The sequence below is a fragment of the Nonomuraea sp. B1E8 genome, from assembly GCF_039871515.1.
Taxonomy (GTDB): domain Bacteria; phylum Actinomycetota; class Actinomycetes; order Streptosporangiales; family Streptosporangiaceae; genus Nonomuraea.
The window spans coordinates 184,957-203,900 of record NZ_JBDPLS010000009.1 but is presented as its reverse complement, the minus strand read 5'-3'; the positions used below and the strand labels follow the sequence as shown (position 1 = coordinate 203,900).

Below are 18,944 nucleotides of genomic sequence, written 5' to 3'. Positions count from 1 at the left end.
CGCCGACGAGGCGGCGTCCTGGCAGCCGGCGAGCAGGACGGGGAGCATGAGCGCGACTGTCGCCAAACGTTTCACACCGATCATTAAAGAACGGCGAAGGGGCTCACCGGGAGCCCCTTCGCCGTTTCCGCGAACGATCGCTGGATCTACGCCTTGGCCAGCGTGCCGAGGTAGAGCTCGATGACCTTGGGGTCGTTGGCGAGCTGGCGCCCGGTGCCGGTGTAGGCGTTGCGGCCCTGGTCGAGGACGTAGCCGCGGTGGCAGATCTGCAGACAGCGGCGCGCGTTCTGCTCCACCATGATGACCGTCACGCCCGCCTTGTTGATCTGCTGGGCCTGGATGAAGACCAGGTCCTGCAGCTTGGGCGACAGACCCGCGGACGGCTCGTCGAGCAGCAGCACCGAGGGCTCGGTCATCAGGGCCCTGGCCATCGCCACCATCTGCCGCTCGCCGCCGGACAGGGATCCGGCGCGCTGCTTGCGCCGTTCCGCGAGCGCGGGGAACAACTCGGCGACGAACGCGAAGCGCTCCTTGAACTTCCCGGGTGTCTGGAAGGCGCCCATCTCGAGATTCTCCTCGATGGTGAGGCTGGGGAAGACGTTGTTGGTCTGCGGGACGTAGCCGACCCCGCGGGCGACCAGCGTGTGCGCCTTCATGTTCGTGATGTTCTCACCCTTCAGCAGCACCGTGCCGCTGCGGATGTTGACCAGCCCGAACATGGCCTTGAGCAGCGTCGACTTCCCGGCGCCGTTGGGGCCGATGATGCCGATCAGCTCGCCGTCCTTCACGTAGAGGTCGGAGCCGTTGAGGATGTTGACGCCCGGCAGGTAGCCGGCGATCAGCTCGTCGCACCGGAGCACGGCGTCCTCGGCGCCTTCCAGGTGCGCGCTGCGGTCGGTGACGGCCGCCTTCGACTCTGGGCCGGCGTTCACTTCTGCGTCTCCTCCTCGATCTCGGCCTCCAGCGCCGCCTCAGCCTCCTGCAACTGGGCCTCCAGCTCGCCCTCGGACAGGGGCGCGTCGTGGTGGGCCCCCAGATAGGCGTCGATCACCCGCTCGTCGGACATGATGGTCGAGGGCGGGCCCTCGGCGATGACCGCGCCCTGGGCCATGACGATCACCCAGTCGCTGATGTCACGGACCATGTCCATGTCGTGCTCCACGAACAACACCGTCATGCCCTGCTCGCGCAGGTCCTTGACGTGGCCGAGCAGCGACTGGGTCAGCGCCGGGTTGACGCCCGCCATGGGCTCGTCGAGCATGACCAGCTCGGGGTTCACCATGAGCGCGCGGGCCATCTCCAGCAGCTTGCGCTGGCCGCCGGACAACGATCCGGCGAAGTCGTCGCGCTTGGCGTCGAGCTTGAAGCGGGCCAGCAACTCCTCGGCCCGTTCGGTGATCTCGTCCTCCTGGGCACGCCACAGGCTCGGCACGAGCGCCTGCCAGAAGTTCTCGCCCTTCTGCCGCTGGGCGCCGAGGCGCATGTTCTCCAGCACCGTCAGGCGCGACAGCGCCTTGGTGAGCTGGAACGTGCGGACCATGCCGCTTCTGGCCACCTTGTGGGCGGGAACGCCGTTCATGGACCGCCCGTTGAACGTCCACGATCCGGCGTCGGCCTTGTCGAACCCGGTGAGCTGGTTGAAGAACGTGGTCTTGCCGGCGCCGTTGGGGCCGATCAGCGCCGTGATGGAGCCGCGCTGGATCTCCACGTGGCCGACGTCGACGGCGGTCAGGCCGCCGAAACGGCGGACGACGTGGTCCACCACGAGGATGGGGTCGGGCTTGGGCACGCCCGGATCGCGCGCCAGGTCCTTGAAGGCGGCCAGGGCGGCGGCCTTGCGGTCGGTGCTCGTGGTCTCAGCGTGCATCGATTGCGATCTCCCTCTTGTCACCGAAGATGCCCTGTGGCCGGTAGACAAGCAACAGGATCAGGCCGGCGCCGACCAGGATCCAGCGCAGGGCGCCGACCTGGTTGGTGTCCATGAAGGTGATGTACCCCACGCGGACGGCCTCGGAGAGCACGCCGTAGATGAGCACGAGCAGGACCCAGAAGAGCATCGAGCCGATGACCGGGCCGAGCACGCGGGCCGCGCCGCCGAGGATGACCATCGTGTACATGTAGAACGTCGTCTCGGTGCCGAACACGTCAGGCTGCACCGAGGCATATCCCAGCCCATAGATGAAGCCGCCGATGCAGCCGATGACGCCGCCCAGCACCAGCGCCTGCATCTTGTAGGAGAAGACGCTCTTGCCCAGGCTGCGCACGGCGTCCTCGTCCTCGCGGATGGCCTTGAGCACGCGGCCCCACGGGCTCTTCATCAGCAGGTGGACCACGAAACAGGCCAGGGCGATCAGCACCCAGCCGACGGTGATCACCCACATCGTGCGGTGGTTGAAGAACAGCGGGATGGGGCCGAGGTCGAAGCCGTAGTTTCCCGCGGGGTAGGGGTTGAGCGCGTAGAAGCCCTCGGTGAAGCCGCGGTGGCCGTCGGAGCCGCCGAAGACGTCCTTGAACTGCACCGAGCGGAAGACGAGCCGGACGATCTCGGCCGCCGCGATGGTGACGATGGCCAGATAGTCGGCGCGCAACTGCAGCGTCGGTATGCCCAGCAGGAACGCCAGGATCACCGCTGCGATCAGGCCGAAGATGATGCCGACCCAGAACGGCATGCCGAGGACGACGACGGTGACCGCCAGGCCGTAGCCGGCCACGCCCATGAACGCGGCCTGGCCGAAGTTGAGCAGCCCGGTGTAGCCGAAGTGGATGTTGAGACCGATGGCGGCGATGCCGTACAGCACCGTCTCGACGCCGACCGCGGCCTTGATGGTGGTGCTGAAGATCGTGATCCAGTCCATTCTGATCCTCCCCCGATCAGCCGATCCGCTCGCGGCGGCCGAGGATGCCCTGCGGCCGGACGAGGAGCACGATGATGAGTACGGCCAGCGCGCCGACGTTCTTCAGCTCCGGCGGCACCCACAGCGTCGAGACCTGGATGAACAGGCCGACCACCAGTGACCCGATCAACGCGCCGAATGCGGTGCCGAGCCCGCCGAGGGTCACGCCGGCGAAGATGAGCAGGAGCATCTCCTGGCCCATCGTGTATTTCAGGTTCTGGGAGAGGCCGAGCATGATGCCCGCGAGTGCGGCGATGGCGCCGCCCGAGGTCCAGATGATGCGGACGACCCGGTCGACGTTGATGCCGGACGACGCCGCGAGCGCCGGGTTGTCGGCCACCGCGCGCGCGGCCTTGCCGGTGCGGGTGCGCAGCAGGGCGATGCCGACGATGATCAGCACGACCAGCTCGATGCCCATGGCGACGAAGTTCTTCGGCGCGGCCGAGATCGGCCCCACCTGCACGCCGGGCTGGGCGTTGTACTCGGTGTACGCCTCCGTCTGGCCGCCGAAGAGGATGAGGAACAGGTAGCGCAGGAAGAGCGCGACGCCGATCGAGATGATCATCATGGCGATGATGCCGGTGCCGCGCCTGCGCAGTTGCCCCCAGAAGAAGCGGTCCTGGAGGTAGCCGAGCAGGCCGGCGACGATGACGGCGATGGCGGCGGCGGGGATGAGGCCGAGACCCATGCCCGCGTTGAACCCGTAGGCGAGGATCGCGCCGAGGGTGACCAGCTCGCCGTGGGCGAAGTTGGTCAGGCCGGTCGTGCCGTAGATGAGCGAGAGGCCGAGCGCGGCCAGGGCGATGATCAGGCCGAGGTTGAACCCCTCGAAGGTGAGCTGCGCGGCGCGGGTCCAGAACGCGCTGTTGTCGTCGCTCTGCTGCCCCTGGTCCTGGCCGGCGCCCTTCGGCTGGAGGGGGAAGAGGGCGGTGGAGCAGTTGCCCTCATGGACGCTCAGCGTGCGGACGTTCGTGCCGCCCCGCGGCTCGGCGTTCTGCGGCAGGCTGCTGGGATCCAGGGTGACTTTGTACCTGCCCGGATCCTCGACCTGGACATCCCACTTGCCCTGAGCGTCGGTGGTGGCCTCCGAGACGGGTTTGCCGTCCTCGGTGGTCACGGAGATTCTGGCGCCGTTCACTGGCTGGCCTTGGAAGTTGAGTGTTCCCCTCAAGCCCTGGCAGTCGGCCGGCCCCGCGTGGGCCGGGCCGGCGAGCAGGAAGATGAGTCCACCCAGGAAGGCCGTGAACGCGATCACGGCTCTGCGCAATGGTGCTCCCTCGAAAATAGGTCAAGGCGGGGTTGTGCCCCTCCATCTCGACACGCGCGCATCGCAGGCACAACTGGGATGCAATGGCGGGAGCCTATTCTGGGTGCGCCCGTTTCAGTATCGTTCGTCACCAATTAGTGACATGCGTGTGTCACTGATGTGAGGAAACAACGAGGCAGGTCAGGGGCTAGATCGGGGGAGACGCCTGGCATGGGGAAAAACGATGGAATAACGATCGCCTGTGGATGTTGACGAGCCCGCGGGGCGGCCTTTGGGGCCGTGTAAGGCTTCCCCGGCCGTACACGTTTTCTACTGAGCCTCCCCGCGGGGCTCTGTTCGGTCAACCGTAGCGACCCGCGGGGGGAGCGCGCAAAGGCTGTGCGCAAGTGGCCGGTGTGTCAGCGGTCGCGCAGCATGCAGGTGAGGCGAGAGGTGCACACGCGACGCCCCTGCTCGTCACTGATCACGATGTCGTACGTCGCCAGCGTCCGGCCGGCGTGCAACCTGGTCGCCACGCCGGTCACATGGCCGGAGGTCGCGGAGCGATGGTGGGTGGCGCTGATCTCGATGCCCACGGCGATGCGGTCGGGCCCCGCGTGGATGGCCGCCGCCACCGAGCCCAGGGTCTCGGCCAGCACCACAGACGCCCCGCCGTGCAGCAGCCCGTACGGCTGCGTGTTGCCCTCGACCGGCATCCGGCCCGTCACTCGCTCCGGTGTGGCCTCGAGGAACTCGACGCCCATCCGCTCGGGAAGCGTGCCCGCGTGCATGTCGCCGACCATCGCTACATCCATGGGGTTGGTCTGTGTCAAAGGGACGCCTCCACTCTTCCGAGCTCAGGTTTCTGTCGCAGACGCAGACTAGGCTGCGGGTGTGCCGAAGAGTGAAGTGACCCCCAGCCGCCCGTGCCTGTTGCTGCTTGACGGGCATTCCCTGGCCTATCGCGCGTTCTACGCGCTCAAGGACGCCAACCTGATGACCACCGACGGTCAGCACACCGAGGCGGTCTACGGGTTCACCTCGATGTTGACCAACATCCTGCGCGACGAGCAGCCGACCCACGTGGCGGTGGCCTTCGACAGGTCGGAGCCGACGTTCCGCCATGAGGAATACTCCGACTACAAGGCCAACAGGAGCGAGACGCCGGAAGACTTCCGCGGGCAGATGCAGCTGATCTTCGAGCTGCTCGACACGCTGCGCATCCCGCGGCTGTCCAAGGCGGGCTTCGAGGCCGACGACCTCATCGCCACGCTGGCCACCCGCGCCTCGGCGGAGGGGATGAACGTCCTGATCGTCACGGGCGACCGCGACGCGCTCCAGCTGGTCGACGAGAACGTCACCGTTCTGATGACCCGGCGCGGCATCAGCGACATGACCAGGTTCACGCCCGAGGCGGTCCAGGAGAAATACGGCCTGACGCCCGCGCAATACCCCGACTTCGCGGCGCTGCGCGGCGACCCCAGCGACAACCTGCTGAGCATCCCGAGCGTGGGGGAGAAGACCGCGGCCAAGTGGGTGCGCGAGTTCGGCTCGCTGACCGCGCTGGTCGACCGGGTCGACGAGGTCAAGGGCAAGGTCGGCGACAAGCTGCGCGAGCACGTCGCCCAGGTGCTGATGAACCGCCGGCTCACCGAGCTGCTGCGCGACGTCCCGCTGGAGGTCGAGCCCGGCGCGCTCAGCCAGGGCACGTGGGAGCGCGAGGAGATCAACAAACTGTTCGACACCCTCCAGATCCGCGGCGAGCTGCGCGAGCGGGTGTTCAAGGTGCTCGGCACCGGCGAGCAGGAGCCCGAGCAGGGCTTCGAGGTGGAGACCGTGCTGCTCGGCCCCGACCGCGTCGCGGGCTGGCTGTCGGCGCTGCCCGCCGGCCGCGCGGGCCTGGCGTTCAAGGGCTCCTACGGCAGCGGCGGCGGGCGCGTCGACGCCGTCGCCATCGCCTCGCCCGACGGCACGGCCGCCCACATCGACCTCGTCAAGCTCACCGAGGCCGACGAGACGGCCCTGCGCGCCTGGCTGGGCGACGACGCCCGTCCCAAGGCCGTCCACGACGCCAAGGGCCCCATCCTGGCCCTCTGGGCGCAGGGCATGGAGCTGCGCGGCCTGAGCTGCGACACCGCGCTGGCGGCCTACCTCGCCATGCCGGGGCAGCGCACGTTCGCCCTGGAAGACCTGGCCAGGCGCTACCTCAACCGCGACCTGCGCGCCGAGGAGGAGTCTGACGGGCAGGCCGCGCTGTTCGGCGACGACGAGGACGCGCCGGCCAAGGACCTCGCGCTGCGCGCCCACGCCGTGCGCGAGCTGGCCGACGCCCTGGAGAGCTTCCTGGCCGGCAGGGGCGGCACCCAGCTCATGACCGACGTGGAGCTGCCGCTGCTGTCGGTGCTGGCCGAGATGGAGCGCGCCGGCATCGCCGTCGACAGCGAATACTTCGCGGCCCTCGAGGCCGAGTTCGGCGCCGCCGTCAAGCACGCCGTGGAGGAGGCGCACCGCTCGGTCGGCGAGCAGTTCAACCTCGGCTCGCCCAAGCAGTTGCAGGAGATCCTCTTCGTCCGGCTCAACCTGCCCAAGACGAAGAAGATCAAGACCGGCTGGAGCACCGACGCCGACCAGCTCGCCTGGCTGGCCACCCAGACCGAGCACGAGCTGCCCACGATCATGCTGCGCCACCGCGACCAGGCCAAGCTCCGCATCACCGTCGAGGGCCTGATCAAGGAGATCGCCGACGACGGGCGCATCCACACCACGTTCAACCAGACCATGGCCGCCACGGGCCGGCTGTCGTCGGAGAAGCCCAACCTGCAGAACATCCCGATCCGCACCGCCGAGGGCCGCCGCATCCGGCAGGGCTTCGTGGTCGGCGAGGGCTACGAGACGCTGCTGACGGCCGACTACAGCCAGATCGAGCTGCGCATCATGGCCCACCTGTCGGGCGACGAGTCGCTGATCGAGGCGTTCGAGTCGGGTCACGACTTCCACCAGGCCACCGCCGCCCGGGTGTTCGACCTGCCGCCCGAGCAGATCGACGGCGAGCTGCGCGCCCGCATCAAGGCGATGAACTACGGCCTGGCCTACGGCCTGTCCGACTTCGGGCTGTCCCAGCAGCTCAACATCCCGGTGGCCGAGGCGCGGGCGCTGAAGGAGGAATACTTCACCGAGTTCGGCGGCGTGCGCGACTTCCTGCACGCCATCGTCCAGCAGGCCCGCGCCGACGGCTACACCGAGACCATCATGGGCCGCCGCCGCTACCTCCCCGACCTCACCAGCGACAACCGCCAGCGCCGTGAGATGGCCGAGCGCATGGCGCTCAACGCCCCCATCCAGGGCTCGGCGGCCGACATCATCAAGGTCGCCATGCTGCACGTGCGCCAGGCGCTCGGCGAGGAGGGGCTGGCCTCCCGGATGCTGCTGCAGGTCCACGACGAGCTGGTGTTCGAGGTGGCGCCCGGCGAGCTGGAGCCGCTCACGCAGCTCGTGTGCGACCAGATGAACGCCGCCTACCACCTGCGCGTGCCGCTGGAGGTCTCCGTGGGCGTCGGGCGCACCTGGGAGGACGCCGGCCACTGACGTCGAGGGCCGCCCGCCGTGGGGGATCTGCACTAGCCTGATCGTGTTTCTCACCCGAGCGGCCCGGGAGTTCTGTGCGGTTACCAGCGTCCCTCACGCGGATCATCGGCGTTGCGAACGTGGTGGTGATAACGGTGGCGATCGTCGGGCTCAGCCTGTTACCGGACGAGCCGCGGCCGCACGCGCGGCCCGACGACGCGGCAGAGGTCGGCGACAACCCTCCGCCGCCCAGCTCGCCGCCCAGCCCGTCGCCGGTGGGCCAGCCGCCCGGCGTCGTGTCCACGCCCGAGTTCGCCCGTCAGGTGCGCGCCAACGAGGCCGGCCTGGTGCCGGTCCTGATGTACCACCGGATCGTCGCCGAACGGCAGGCCTCCATCGACAGGACCCCCGCCCAGCTCAGGAAGGAGCTGGAGCGGCTGGCGAAGGAGGGCTACGTGCCGATCAGCGCCAGGGAGTTCGCCACCGGCGACATCCGGGTCCCCGCGGGGAGGTTCCCGGTGGTGCTCACGTTCGACGACGGTCACCCCAGCCACTTCGCCCTCGACGCCGCGGGCAACCCGGCGGCGGACACGGCCGTGGCCGTGATCCAGGAGGTGGCCAGGAAACACCCGTCCTTCCGGCCCGTCGCCACGTTCTGGATCAACAAGGAGCCGTTCGGGCTGCGCGACAGGCCGTCGCAGACGGCGGCGGTGCGGTGGCTGGTCGACCATGGCTACGAGGTCGCCAACCACACCTGGAGCCACCCCGACCTGCGGACGATCAAGCGGAAGAAGGTGCGCGAGCAGATCGTCCGGCTCGAACGCCTGCTCAAGAAGCTTGGCGTGCCGTCCTCCAGGACCATGGCCCTGCCGTACGGCTCGTTGCCCCGCGGGAAGAAGCCCGCTCGGGTCGGGGCGTGGGACGGCACGCGTTATGATTTCGCGGGCGTGTTCCTCGCCGGAGCCGAGCCGTCACTTTCGCCCTACGCGAAAAAATTCGACCGGGGGGCGATCCAGCGCATCCAGAGCAACGCCAAGAAGGGCGAGTGCCGCAAGTGGTGTTCGCAACACTGGCTCGACTGGCTGCGAAAGCACCCTGGTGAGCGCTACGTCTCCGACGGCGACCCCGACCGGATCTCCATACCGAAGAAACTTCGCGGTAATATCGTGGCCAAGCGAGGGCTCCAGGTCATCGCGTATTGACGCCTCCCTGGATTGACCCCGTGGCCCAGGTCTCATATGCTGATCGCTGCGCTGTGGGCTCGCGCGCGCCTCAGACGGAGCGGGCTCGCGCTCGGTCACGTCGATGTCGTCATTCCTCGGCTTGATGCGGAAGAGGGCCTGCCGCGCATCCGCCACATCGACATCCTGTCCGCGTTCGGAGCAATTCCACACATGACGTCCAGCACTGAGGCCACCTCGAGCACCCCGCAGGTAGCGGTCAACGACATCGGGTCCGAGGAAGCCTTCCTCGCAGCGATCGACGAGACCATCAAGTACTTCAACGACGGCGACATTGTCGAGGGCACCGTCGTCAAGGTCGATCGAGACGAGGTCCTTCTCGATATCGGCTACAAGACCGAGGGTGTCATCCCCTCGCGCGAGCTTTCGATCAAGCACGATGTCGACCCTGCTGACGTCGTGGAGGTCGGCGAACACGTCGAGGCCCTGGTTCTCCAGAAGGAGGACAAAGAGGGTCGCCTGATCCTGTCCAAGAAGCGCGCCCAGTACGAGCGCGCCTGGGGCACGATCGAGAAGATCAAGGACGAGGACGGCATCGTCACCGGCACCGTCATCGAGGTCGTCAAGGGTGGTCTCATCCTCGACATCGGCCTCCGTGGCTTCCTCCCGGCGTCCCTGGTCGAGATGCGGCGTGTCCGCGACCTGCAGCCGTACGTCGGCCGCGAGCTCGAAGCCAAGATCATCGAGCTCGACAAGAACCGCAACAACGTGGTCCTGTCGCGCCGTGCCTGGCTCGAGCAGACGCAGTCCGAGGTTCGCCAGACGTTCCTCAACACCCTCCAGAAGGGCCAGGTCCGCAAGGGCGTCGTCTCCTCGATCGTCAACTTCGGCGCCTTCGTCGATCTCGGCGGCGTCGACGGCCTGGTCCACGTGTCCGAGCTGTCCTGGAAGCACATCGACCACCCGTCCGAGGTCGTCGAGGTGGGCCAGGAGGTCACGGTCGAGGTCCTCGACGTCGACATGGAGCGCGAGCGCGTCTCCCTGTCACTCAAGGCCACCCAGGAAGACCCGTGGCAGCAGTTCGCCCGCACCCACCAGATCGGCCAGGTCGTGCCGGGCCGCGTCACCAAGCTGGTGCCGTTCGGCGCGTTCGTCCGGGTCGAGGAGGGCATCGAGGGTCTGGTCCACATCTCCGAGCTGGCCGAGCGCCACGTGGAGATCCCGGAGCAGGTCGTCCAGGTCGGCGACGAGATCTTCGTCAAGATCATCGACATCGACCTCGACCGCCGTCGCATCAGCCTGTCGCTGAAGCAGGCCAACGAGGGTGTCGGCACCGAGGTCGAGTTCGACCCGACCCTCTACGGCATGGCGGCCACCTACGACGACCAGGGCAACTACATCTACCCCGAGGGCTTCGACCCGGAGACCGGCGAGTGGCTCGAGGGCTTCGACAAGCAGCGTGAGGAGTGGGAGCGGCAGTACGCCGAGGCCCAGCAGCGCTTCGAGGCCCACAGGAAGCAGATCGAGGAGGCCCGCAAGGCCGAGGCGGAGGCCGGCGAGGCCGCTCCCTCGTCCTACAGCGGCGACTCCCCGGCCCAGTCGGGCGGCGGCTCGTCGTCGGCTCCCGCCAGCGGCGCGCTCGCCTCTGACGAGGCGCTCGCGGCCCTGCGCGAGAAGCTCGCCGGCGGCCAGAGCTGACGCTTCGCTGAAGGCTGCGGCTCGATCCCTGGCCTGAACGAAGAACCCCGCACGGATGACCGTGCGGGGTTTCTCGTCTGCGGGTGTCTTCGCGGGGGGTACACCCCGGAGCACGTCCGGTACGCAGTCCTCCGGCCCGCGCCGGTGACGCTCAGGCGGCACTCCCCGCGTACGCCGTCCTCCGGACGGTCCGTCCGAGCGGTGGATCGGGCGTCAATGCGGAAGCGTTCTTGCCGCAAGGATTCCTAGGGTGCCGGGCATGGACGTCATCAAGCGCTTCTACCTGGACATTCCGCAGAACGACCTCGACGACCTGCGCGACCGGCTGCGGCGCACGAGATGGGCGAGGGCGCTGCCCGGCGGGTGGAACCGGGGCGTGCCCGCACCATACCTGCGCGAGCTCGCCGAACACTGGGCCGACGGCTTCGACTGGCGGGAGTGGGAGGCCAGGCTCAACGCCTTCCCGCAGTTCACCACCGGCATCGACGGGCAGACGATCCACTTCGTGCACGCCCGCTCCCCGGAACCCGGCGCCATACCGCTGGTCATGACGCACAGCTGGCCGAACTCCGTCGCCGAGTTCCTGAACGTCATCGGGCCCCTCACCGACCCGCGCCGGCACGGGCTCGACCCGGACATCGCCTTCCACGTCGTGGCGCCCTCGCTGCCCGGGTTCGCGTTCTCGCCGTTCCCCGAGCCCGCCGACGAGCGGCCGTGGACCATCGAGCGGGTGGCGCGCACGTGGGCCGAGCTGATGCGCCGGCTCGGCTACGAGCGGTACGGCGCCCACGGCAACGACGCCGGAGCGCTGGTGAGCCCGCGACTGGCCGTGCTCGACAGCGAGCACGTGATCGGCTCCGTCATCACGGCCGGGCTCGGCATCCACACGGGCGACCCGGCGCAGCTGGAGGGGTTCAGCGAGGCCGAGCGGGCCGAGCTGGCGGAGACGGCCGCCTGGATGACCGAGGGCAGCGGGTACGGCCCCTACCTCGCGAGCAGGCCGCAGACGCTCGCGTACGGCTTCACCGACTCACCGGTGGCGCAGCTCGCCTACCTCGTGGAGAGGTTCAAGGAGTTCGACGGGTGGGGGGCGGGGTCCGAGACCGTCGAGCGCGACCTGGTGCTGGCCAACGCCAGCCTCTACTGGCTGACCGGCACCGGTGGGTCGTCGTCGTGGCCCTACTACGAAGGCGCCGCGGGGCTGCCCATCGACCAGCGCGCCGTGCCGACCGGGGTGACGCACGGAGGGCCGGCGGTGATGCGGCGGATCGCCGAACGCGGCAACGACATCGTCTACTGGGGAGAGGCGCACAGCCCCAGCCACATGGTCGCCATGGCGGCGCCGGACTCCCTGGTGGCGGGCATACGCGCCGCTTTCCGGACGATCCGCTGAGGCTGCCGGAGATTTCCCGACGGCCTTCGGCGAAGCCGTCCACCGGCCCGCAGGGCGCTGACAGACTGCTGACCTGCGCTGTCGGCACTACTCTGCAGGAGCGACGCGGTGGGCATGGGTCAGCGGATGTTGCGGATGACGACCGCTCTGGCGGTCGCCGGCGCGGGTGGCGTACTCACCGCACCGGCGCCGGTCGGCGCGGGCCCCGAGCGGGTCGCGCCGGAGGTTCATGGGACGGGACCCATGCCGGTGGTCAGCGGCGCTCCCGAGGCGGGCAGCGTTTCTGGGGTGCGGGAGGTCAGTGGCGCCCGCGTGGCAGCGGAGGCGCGCGGTGGCGGCGCGGCGCAGCGGCAGGCGGGCGGGACGCGGCGACGGCTTGCCTGGTGGGACTGCGGGGACGGGCTGCGGTGCGCCAAGCTGTCCGTGCCCGCCGACTGGGCCAGGCCGGGCGGAGCCCGTACCGAGATCGACGTGGCCCGATTGCCAGCGCGGGACCCGAGGCGCAGTCGCGGCCACCTGGTCGTGAACACCGGTGCGGGGTCCTCCATCCAGGACGTGCGGGCGCGGCCCGACACCGTGAGCGAGCTGGCGCGGTGGTTCGACGTCGTGATCATGGAGGCGCGCGGTTCCGGAGACCACGACAGTGCGGCGGCCGTACGATGCGCGGTGCCGCCCCCCGACGTGCTGCGCCTCCAACTGTCCCGGGGCCCGGCCGGCTGGCGCGCCCACGCCCGCGCCAACGCCGCCTACGGAAGGAGTTGCCGCGCCGCCGCGGGAGCCACCCGGCTCACGTCCTGGCAGGTCGCCCGCGACCTCGACGCCCTGCGGGCCGCCCTCGGCGAGGCACGGCTGCGCTACTTCGGCAACTCCTACGGGGCCGTCTACGGGCAGGCGTACGCGGAGTCGTTCCCGGGCCGCGTGGGGCGGATGTACCTGGAAGGCGTACCCGACCTCGTCGAACCCGGGCTGGAGCGGCGGATGACCGCAAGGGCCCGCGCGGTGGAGCGCCAGCTGTACGCCTTCCGCGACTGGTGCCGGGGCCGGCTGGGCTGCCCGCTGGGCGAGGACGACGCCGTGTCGGTCTTCGACCACCTGGCCGGACGCGTGCCGCTGCCTGCCGGGCCGCGAAGCGAGGTGAACGCCCGGCGGCTGGTCGCCGCCGTGTACGCCGGCCTCACCCCGGCACGCTGGCCCGAACTGGCCCGAGCTCTGTCGGCGGCCGGATCCGGCGACGCCCGCCCGCTGGCGTCCCTGGCGTCTGCGTCACCGGGGTCTCCGTTCCTGACCTCTCCGTCCCCGGCCTCCCCGGCCTCCCCGGCCTCCCCGGGCTCTCCGGCTCCGGCGGGCGCGGACGATGCGCCTCGGCTGCCGAGCACGAACGGTACGACGCTGCGGATGATGATGTGTCAGGACTTCGTGTCCGCCATGCCCCGATACCAGGGCTTTCTCGGCATGGAGAAGAGGCTGCGCGCGGTCGCTCCCCGGGTGGGGTGGATGAGCGGGAGACACGAGGCCGGCCGCTGCCTGGGCCTGGCGGGCACCGGGCCCTCCCAGCCGTCCCGGCCCTCCTCTGCGGTGTCCCAGCCGTCCCGCCTGTCCTCGCTGTCCGCGGGGACGCGGGTGCTGGTGGGGATCGGGCGGCTGGACATCGAGGCGCCCGCCTCCGGCGCGGCACGGGCGGCCAGGCGGATCCCCGGCGCGGTGGTGTTGTGGCACGGCGACGGGCATGACGCCTACCTGCTGCAGGGCGTACGCAAGCTGCGCGCCACCTGCCTGCGCGCCCGCGTGCACGACTACTTCGTCAAGGGCACGCTGCCCGCCCGCGGCACCGCCTGCAGGGGAGCCCTGGTGGACGGCATGGACCCGAGAGGCGCGACCGCCGGGTAGGGTGCTGCGCGTGCTGATCGAACGGGCGGTGGCCGCGGACGCGGGTGAGATCCTCACCGTGCAGCGGGCGGCCTATGTGAGCGAGGCCCAGCTCTACGGCGACCCGTACATCCCGCCGCTCGTCGAGTCGCTGGAGCAGGTGCGCAAGGCCATCGAAGGTGCCGTCGTGCTCAAGGCGCTCGACGCGGGGAGGATCGTCGGCGCGGTGCGCGGGCAGCTGTCGGGCACCACGTGCGTGGTCGGCCGGCTGGTGGTCGCGCCCGACCGCCAGGGGCAGGGGCTGGGCACGGCCCTGCTGCGGTCCCTGCACGCGGAGGTGCCGGAGGCGTCGGCGTTCGACCTGTTCACGGGGCACCTGTCGGAGGGCAACGTGCGGCTCTGCCGTCGCCTCGGCTATCGGGAGACGCGCCGGGAGCGGATGGACGACCACCTGACGCTGGTGCACCTGCGCAGGCCCGCGGACCCGAGGTGATCGGCGCAGGCGCCTTCCCCATGGCGCGGCTCCGGTCGATAGGCTCGTGCTCGTGCTGACGACAGGGCTCACCGGCGGAATCGGCTCCGGCAAGAGCGAGGTGTCCAAGCGGTTCGCGGCCAGAGGCGCCATGGTGATCGACGCCGACAAGATCGCGCGAGAGGTGGTCGAGCCGGGCACGCCGGGCCTGGCCAAGGTGGTCGCCGCGTTCGGCGAGGGGGTGCTCCGCCCGGACGGCTCGCTCGACAGGGAGCGGCTCGGGTCCATCGTGTTCCAGGACGCCGAGCGGCTGGCCGAGCTCAACGCGATCGTCCATCCGCTGGTGGGGGAGCGGGTGGCCGAGCTGCAAGGCCAGGCTCCTGACGACGCGATCGTGGTCTACGACGTGCCGCTGCTGGTGGAGAACAACCTGGCTGCCATGTACGACGTCGTCATCGTCGTCGACGCGGCCGACGAGGTGCGCGTCAGGCGCCTCGCCGAACACCGGGGCATGCCGGAGTCCGACGCCAGGGCCCGCATCGCCGCCCAGGCGAGCCGCGAGGACCGGCTGGCGGCGGCCGACATCGTGGTGCCGAACGAGGGCTCCCTCGACGAGCTGGACACCCGCGTGGCCGAGGTCTGGGACGAGCTGACGAGACGCGCCGGCCGCGGCTGAGCACGAGCAGACGGCTCCCGCCCGTGCCCGGCACGGCAGGAGCCCGCCGTCCCGGGGACGATGGGCGTTGACGGGCTGACCACGATCCATGACCATCGGAAAGATCGTCCGACAGGTTTCGTGGAAGGACCCCCGATGCCGCGCTTGTCCGCAGTCTTACCCGCAGTCCTCATCGCGCTCATGGGGATCTTCCCCGGCGCCGCCGCAGGGAGCGCCGCGACGCAGACGTTCCGCAACCCGGTCAACCCGAGCGCCGACCCCAGCCTGATGTACCACGACGGCAACTACTACGTGGCCACCACGCGCGGCGACCGGATCGGCATCTGGAAGTCGCCCAGCCTGGCCACCTTGTTGTCGGCGCCCGAGCAGGTGGTGTGGCGCGACAGCGACCCGAGCCGCAACACCCAGATGTGGGCGCCCGCCTTCCGCCACGTCGGTTCCCGCTGGTACGTCTACTACACCGCCTCCGACGGCGTCGACGCCAACCACCGCATGTACGTCCTGGAGTCCGCGGGCGACGACCCGATGGGCCCGTACACCTTCAAGGCCAAGATCGCGGACTTCGGCGAGTACGCCATCGACGGCGAGCCGATCACCCACAACGGCCGGCAGTACTTCGTCTGGGCCGGCCCGGGCCGCGGCATGGGCGGCCCGGCGCAGCTCTACATCGCCCGCATGAGCAACCCGTGGACGGTGACCGGCGGGCGGGTGGCCATCCCCGCCGACGGGGGGTGCACGGAGGTGCGGGAGGGGCCGACCCCGCTCTACCGCAACGGCAGGACGTTCCTGACCTACTCCACGTGCGACACCGGGAAGCCGGACTACCAGCTGTGGATGAAGAGCATCGCGGACGGCGGCGACCCGATGGTGGCGGCCAACTGGAGGCAGCATCCCGGGCCGGTGTTCTCGCGCAACGACGCCACCGGCGTGTGGGGACCGGGTCACCACTCGTTCTTCCGCTCGCCCGACGGCACCGAGGACTGGATCGCCTACCACGGCAAGAACACCAGCACCTACACCTACGACTTCCGCACCACCCGCGTGCAGAAGTTCACCTGGAACGCCGACGGCACGCCCGGTTTCGGCCGCCCGCTGGCCGCCGGCGCCACCCAGGATCTTCCGTCCGGCGACCCCGGCGCGGCCACCTCGGTGATCAACGACTTCGACCCGCAGGTGTCGTACACCGGCACGTGGCAGTCAGGCTCCGGCTGCGGCAACCAGTGTTTCTGGAGCAACGACCACTGGAGCGGCGAGGCCGGCGCGACCGCTACCGTCACTTTCACCGGCACCAGAGTGGCTCTGCTGAGCGTGCGCGACCGCGGCAACGGCATCGCCGCGATCTCCATCGACGGGGGTCCCGAGCAGCGCGTCGACTACTACAGCGGCATCCGGGTCGGTGAGCAGCTCAACTACCTGAGCCCGGTCCTGCCGCGCGGCACGCACACCCTGCGGGTCCGCGTCACGGGGGAGAAGAACCCCGCCTCGGGCAGCACCGTGATCAGCATGGACCGGATCGAGGTGTACTGAGCGTCTCTAATCAGCTAAGTGATCCTATGCCAGACGTGGTGTCTGGCAGCGGGATTTCCCATCGTGGGCGGGTGGCGTGAGCGCGGAGATGGAAGCCCGCGCCCAATGCCGCCCCGCGTGGCCGGTGTCGGCTGGATGGGGAGCCCTCCGGACGGAGTCTGGGGGAGGGAGTGCTGATCGTCGTCACGCTCTGGTGCCGGTGGGCTGCGCGGGGCAGCCGGGTCCGGCCCGTGGGTGCGTGTCCCTCCGGACGCTTGCCCGCCGGACCCGATGGGCCGGTGGGGGAGGGTGCCCTGCGTCGCCTGGGCGCGGGGCGTGTGGTTCGTCGCCGGGTGGGGCCGGTCTTGGACCGGTCCTTTCGGCTGGCCTGTGGTCCGGCCGGGGTGATGACCGCCTTGGCTTCGAGCTTGTCTGCGACGCTGCGGATGACCATCTGCCCGCCGGCGCGGTCGGTCACGGTTGTGGCCTGGTGGGTCAGGCCGCGTGCGGCGATCCGCCGCCATGCACCCATGTCGCGGTCGCCCTGCCAGCCACAGTCGTCGCGGTCGGGGCAGATCGCCCACTTCCAGCCCGCAGCAGTGGGCCGGTCGGGTGCCTTGCGGTGCCGCAACACGGTCAGGCACTGCGGGCAGCGCCGGGAGGTGTCCCGGGCCGGAACGGTGACCACGGCGATGCCCGTCTCGGCGGCCAGGTGCCGCATACGGTCGGCGATCTGCCCACGTACCTGCTGGGACAAGCGCGTGTTGATGCTGCGGCCCATGCCCCTGGCTTCCATGGAGCGCAAGTCTTCCAGGTAGATGACCGTGGCACCGGCCGCGATGGCCTGGTCCACGGCCCAGCGGGCGGCCGACCAAGCCAGGGCCTGGTTGAGGTGCGACCTGCGCTCGGACACCGCCGTCAGCTCGCCGGTCAGGACCGCGTGCCTGGCGGCCAGGGGATTGTCGGCGTCTTGGCTGATCAGTCGCTGGTAGTGGTCGATTTTAGCGTGGAGGTGTTCGGACAGGCGGCGCAGCCGATGCTGCTTGGCCAGCACGCCCGCGGCCCGGAACTGGGCGCCGGAGCCGAGGGCGGTGAGGCGTCCCTCGTCGTTCAGACGGGCGGCGCCGGCGCTGAGGAGCGTGTTCAGGCCCCAGTCCACGCCGAGTGCGACCGTGTGACCAGTGCGCCGGGTCTTGGGCACCGCGTGGGTGTAGGCGAGATCAGCGCGGACTTCTCCCCGGCGGATGCGCAGGGTGGGCAGGTGCAGCACCGCGCGGGCCGGGATCGTGGGCGGCAGCGCGATCGGGCAGGACACCCACGTCCAGTCCCGGTAGGAGCGCGGGTCGGGACGGGTGGGGAGTTGCAGGCGCAGCAGCGCCCGCGTGGGATCGTCGCCGCGCTCGATGCCGGCCTGCTGCCCGTCGCACGCCGACAGCAGCAGCATCCGCGCTGTGCGCGGCGCTGCCTCCGCCTCGAACACGTCGGCGGGCAGGCCGGGCTGCCCGAGCCGCGCCGCTACGGCCTGGAAGGCGTGTTCTGGCTTTACGGCGACGTGAACGCCTGGCTGGACGACGACGGGCGGCGCGAGCTGCTGCTCGACGCCGCCCGCAAGGTCGAGTGCGAGCCGTCGCTCCTGGGGGCCAGCGGTCATCTGCTGGCCGTGACGCGGGCCTAGAACCACCCGCGGTGGCGGGCCATCTTCTCCAGCCCTCGCTCCAGGGCCTGGTCCGCCGCGCCGGGCGGATCGTCGTAGCGGATGGTGAACCGGTTGTAGGAGTCATGGCTGGAGGTCAGGAAGCCGCCCCGCTTGTCGGCCTCCAGGATGACGTCCATCCTCCCGGGCCCCGCGACGAACGTCAGCTCCAGCTCGTTGAAGTGGCGCCGCCACGTGCCGCCGGCGTAGTACTCGATCTCCTGGAAGAACGGCATCGTCGAGCCGTAGAGCGTGCCGCGCTCCAGGTCGGCCTTCTTGAACCGGAAGCCCAACCGGTCGAGCGCGGCGATCACGTGCTCCTGGACGGGCAGCGGGCTGACGAACAGCGGGTCGAGGTCGCCCTTGTCGAGCGCGCCCGCCAGCGCCAGCTCCGTCTGCACGCCCAGCCTCATCCCGCGCAGCGGCTGCCCCGCGATCGCGCTGATCGGCGTCTCCCACGGGATCGCCACCTCGAACGGATGCTCGTGCTGCGCGCCCGCGGCGAGCTGGAACGGCCCCGAGACCTGCTGGCGCAGGAAACTGTAGGTCGACTTGTACTCGTTGTCGCCCGACTCGACCTCCACGACCGCGGTCAGATCGATGTGGATGCCCTCGACCTTGTAGTCCGCCTTGCCGCCGCGGAAGTGGACGACCCCGCGCAGCAGCTCGCCAGGGCGCACTCCCGTGTTGGTCAGCACCGTGTCAACCTCGACGCCCGCGCCGAACGCGGCCATCAACTTGCGGAACACCATGGG

At 70.0% G+C, this 18,944-nt stretch carries 16 protein-coding genes; 9 read left to right on the top strand and 7 right to left on the bottom strand.

What is annotated here, in order from left to right:
* Positions 1-146: 146 nt before the first annotated feature.
* From ABGA98_RS28460 to ABGA98_RS28440, 5 genes are all read right to left on the bottom strand, one after another.
* Entirely contained in the window at positions 147-932 is a 786-nt protein-coding gene (locus ABGA98_RS28460) for an ABC transporter ATP-binding protein (RefSeq protein ID WP_347621473.1), read from the bottom strand.
* Positions 929-1,867, bottom strand: coding sequence for an ABC transporter ATP-binding protein (locus ABGA98_RS28455; RefSeq protein WP_347621472.1), 939 nt, complete (start codon positions 1,865-1,867; stop codon positions 929-931). Before ABGA98_RS28455 ends, ABGA98_RS28460 begins: the two co-directional genes overlap by 4 nt.
* A complete protein-coding gene (locus ABGA98_RS28450; protein ID WP_347621471.1) occupies positions 1,857-2,855 on the bottom strand; it encodes a branched-chain amino acid ABC transporter permease in 999 nt (332 codons plus the stop codon). The genes ABGA98_RS28455 and ABGA98_RS28450 overlap by 11 nt, the downstream gene beginning before the upstream one ends.
* 16 nt (positions 2,856-2,871) lie before the next feature.
* The gene (locus ABGA98_RS28445) at positions 2,872-4,161 is read right to left on the bottom strand and encodes a branched-chain amino acid ABC transporter permease (protein ID WP_347621470.1); all 1,290 of its coding nucleotides are present in this window, start codon (positions 4,159-4,161) and stop codon (positions 2,872-2,874) included.
* Between the two features lie 398 nt (positions 4,162-4,559).
* Positions 4,560-4,955 (bottom strand): hotdog fold thioesterase, encoded by a 396-nt coding sequence (locus tag ABGA98_RS28440; protein WP_347621469.1) that lies wholly within the window; start codon positions 4,953-4,955, stop codon positions 4,560-4,562.
* Positions 4,956-5,034: 79 nt separating this feature from the next.
* Here ABGA98_RS28440 and polA point away from each other — a divergent pair, with 79 nt between their 5' ends.
* The 8 genes from polA to ABGA98_RS28400 all read left to right on the top strand — a co-directional run bounded on the left by polA (position 5,035) and on the right by ABGA98_RS28400 (position 16,517).
* Positions 5,035-7,725, top strand: coding sequence for a DNA polymerase I (gene polA / locus ABGA98_RS28435; protein ID WP_347621468.1), 2,691 nt, complete (start codon positions 5,035-5,037; stop codon positions 7,723-7,725).
* 134 nt (positions 7,726-7,859) lie between these two features.
* Complete coding sequence (locus ABGA98_RS28430) at positions 7,860-8,906, top strand: polysaccharide deacetylase family protein (RefSeq protein WP_347621467.1); 1,047 nt, start codon at positions 7,860-7,862, stop codon at positions 8,904-8,906.
* Between the two features lie 192 nt (positions 8,907-9,098).
* Positions 9,099-10,583 carry a 30S ribosomal protein S1 gene (gene rpsA / locus ABGA98_RS28425; protein ID WP_132593811.1) on the top strand — a complete coding sequence of 495 codons (1,485 nt, stop codon included), beginning with the start codon at positions 9,099-9,101 and terminating at the stop codon, positions 10,581-10,583.
* A 259-nt stretch (positions 10,584-10,842) separates the two neighbouring features.
* Positions 10,843-11,976 carry an epoxide hydrolase family protein gene (locus ABGA98_RS28420; protein WP_347621466.1) on the top strand — a complete coding sequence of 378 codons (1,134 nt, stop codon included), beginning with the start codon at positions 10,843-10,845 and terminating at the stop codon, positions 11,974-11,976.
* Positions 11,977-12,090: 114 nt separating this feature from the next.
* A complete protein-coding gene (locus ABGA98_RS28415) occupies positions 12,091-13,863 on the top strand; it encodes an alpha/beta fold hydrolase (protein WP_347621657.1) in 1,773 nt (590 codons plus the stop codon).
* Between the two features lie 13 nt (positions 13,864-13,876).
* Positions 13,877-14,335: a GNAT family N-acetyltransferase gene (locus tag ABGA98_RS28410; RefSeq protein WP_347621656.1), complete on the top strand. Its 459-nt coding sequence runs from the start codon at positions 13,877-13,879 to the stop codon at positions 14,333-14,335.
* A gap of 52 nt (positions 14,336-14,387) precedes the next feature.
* Positions 14,388-14,990: a dephospho-CoA kinase gene (gene coaE / locus ABGA98_RS28405; RefSeq protein ID WP_347621465.1), complete on the top strand. Its 603-nt coding sequence runs from the start codon at positions 14,388-14,390 to the stop codon at positions 14,988-14,990.
* Positions 14,991-15,134: 144 nt separating this feature from the next.
* Positions 15,135-16,517 carry a glycoside hydrolase family 43 protein gene (locus ABGA98_RS28400; protein ID WP_347621464.1) on the top strand — a complete coding sequence of 461 codons (1,383 nt, stop codon included), beginning with the start codon at positions 15,135-15,137 and terminating at the stop codon, positions 16,515-16,517.
* 10 nt (positions 16,518-16,527) lie between these two features.
* Here the strand turns inward: ABGA98_RS28400 and ABGA98_RS28395 are convergent, their stop codons facing one another.
* The gene (locus tag ABGA98_RS28395; protein WP_347621463.1) at positions 16,528-17,976 is read right to left on the bottom strand and encodes a zinc ribbon domain-containing protein; all 1,449 of its coding nucleotides are present in this window, start codon (positions 17,974-17,976) and stop codon (positions 16,528-16,530) included.
* A 51-nt stretch (positions 17,977-18,027) separates the two neighbouring features.
* Here ABGA98_RS28395 and ABGA98_RS28390 point away from each other — a divergent pair, with 51 nt between their 5' ends.
* Positions 18,028-18,171, top strand: coding sequence for a hypothetical protein (locus ABGA98_RS28390; RefSeq protein WP_347621462.1), 144 nt, complete (start codon positions 18,028-18,030; stop codon positions 18,169-18,171).
* On the opposite strand, the gene ABGA98_RS28385 is transcribed toward ABGA98_RS28390, so the two are convergent.
* Complete coding sequence (locus tag ABGA98_RS28385) at positions 18,168-18,941, bottom strand: sporulation protein (protein WP_347621461.1); 774 nt, start codon at positions 18,939-18,941, stop codon at positions 18,168-18,170. The genes ABGA98_RS28390 and ABGA98_RS28385 overlap by 4 nt on opposite strands.
* Positions 18,942-18,944 lie beyond the last annotated feature (3 nt).

Excerpts from the sequence above, each read along its gene's own strand:
- ABGA98_RS28415 (WP_347621657.1), top strand. The coding sequence starts at position 12,091 with ATGGGTCAGCGGATGTTGCGGATGACGACCGCTCTGGCGGTCGCCGGC.
- ABGA98_RS28420 (WP_347621466.1), top strand. The coding sequence starts at position 10,843 with ATGGACGTCATCAAGCGCTTCTACCTGGACATTCCGCAGAACGACCTC.
- ABGA98_RS28440 (WP_347621469.1), bottom strand. The coding sequence starts at position 4,955 with ATGGATGTAGCGATGGTCGGCGACATGCACGCGGGCACGCTTCCCGAG.
- ABGA98_RS28385 (WP_347621461.1), bottom strand. The coding sequence starts at position 18,941 with ATGGTGTTCCGCAAGTTGATGGCCGCGTTCGGCGCGGGCGTCGAGGTT.
- rpsA (WP_132593811.1), top strand. The coding sequence starts at position 9,099 with ATGACGTCCAGCACTGAGGCCACCTCGAGCACCCCGCAGGTAGCGGTC.
- ABGA98_RS28455 (WP_347621472.1), bottom strand. The coding sequence starts at position 1,867 with ATGCACGCTGAGACCACGAGCACCGACCGCAAGGCCGCCGCCCTGGCC.
- ABGA98_RS28450 (WP_347621471.1), bottom strand. The coding sequence starts at position 2,855 with ATGGACTGGATCACGATCTTCAGCACCACCATCAAGGCCGCGGTCGGC.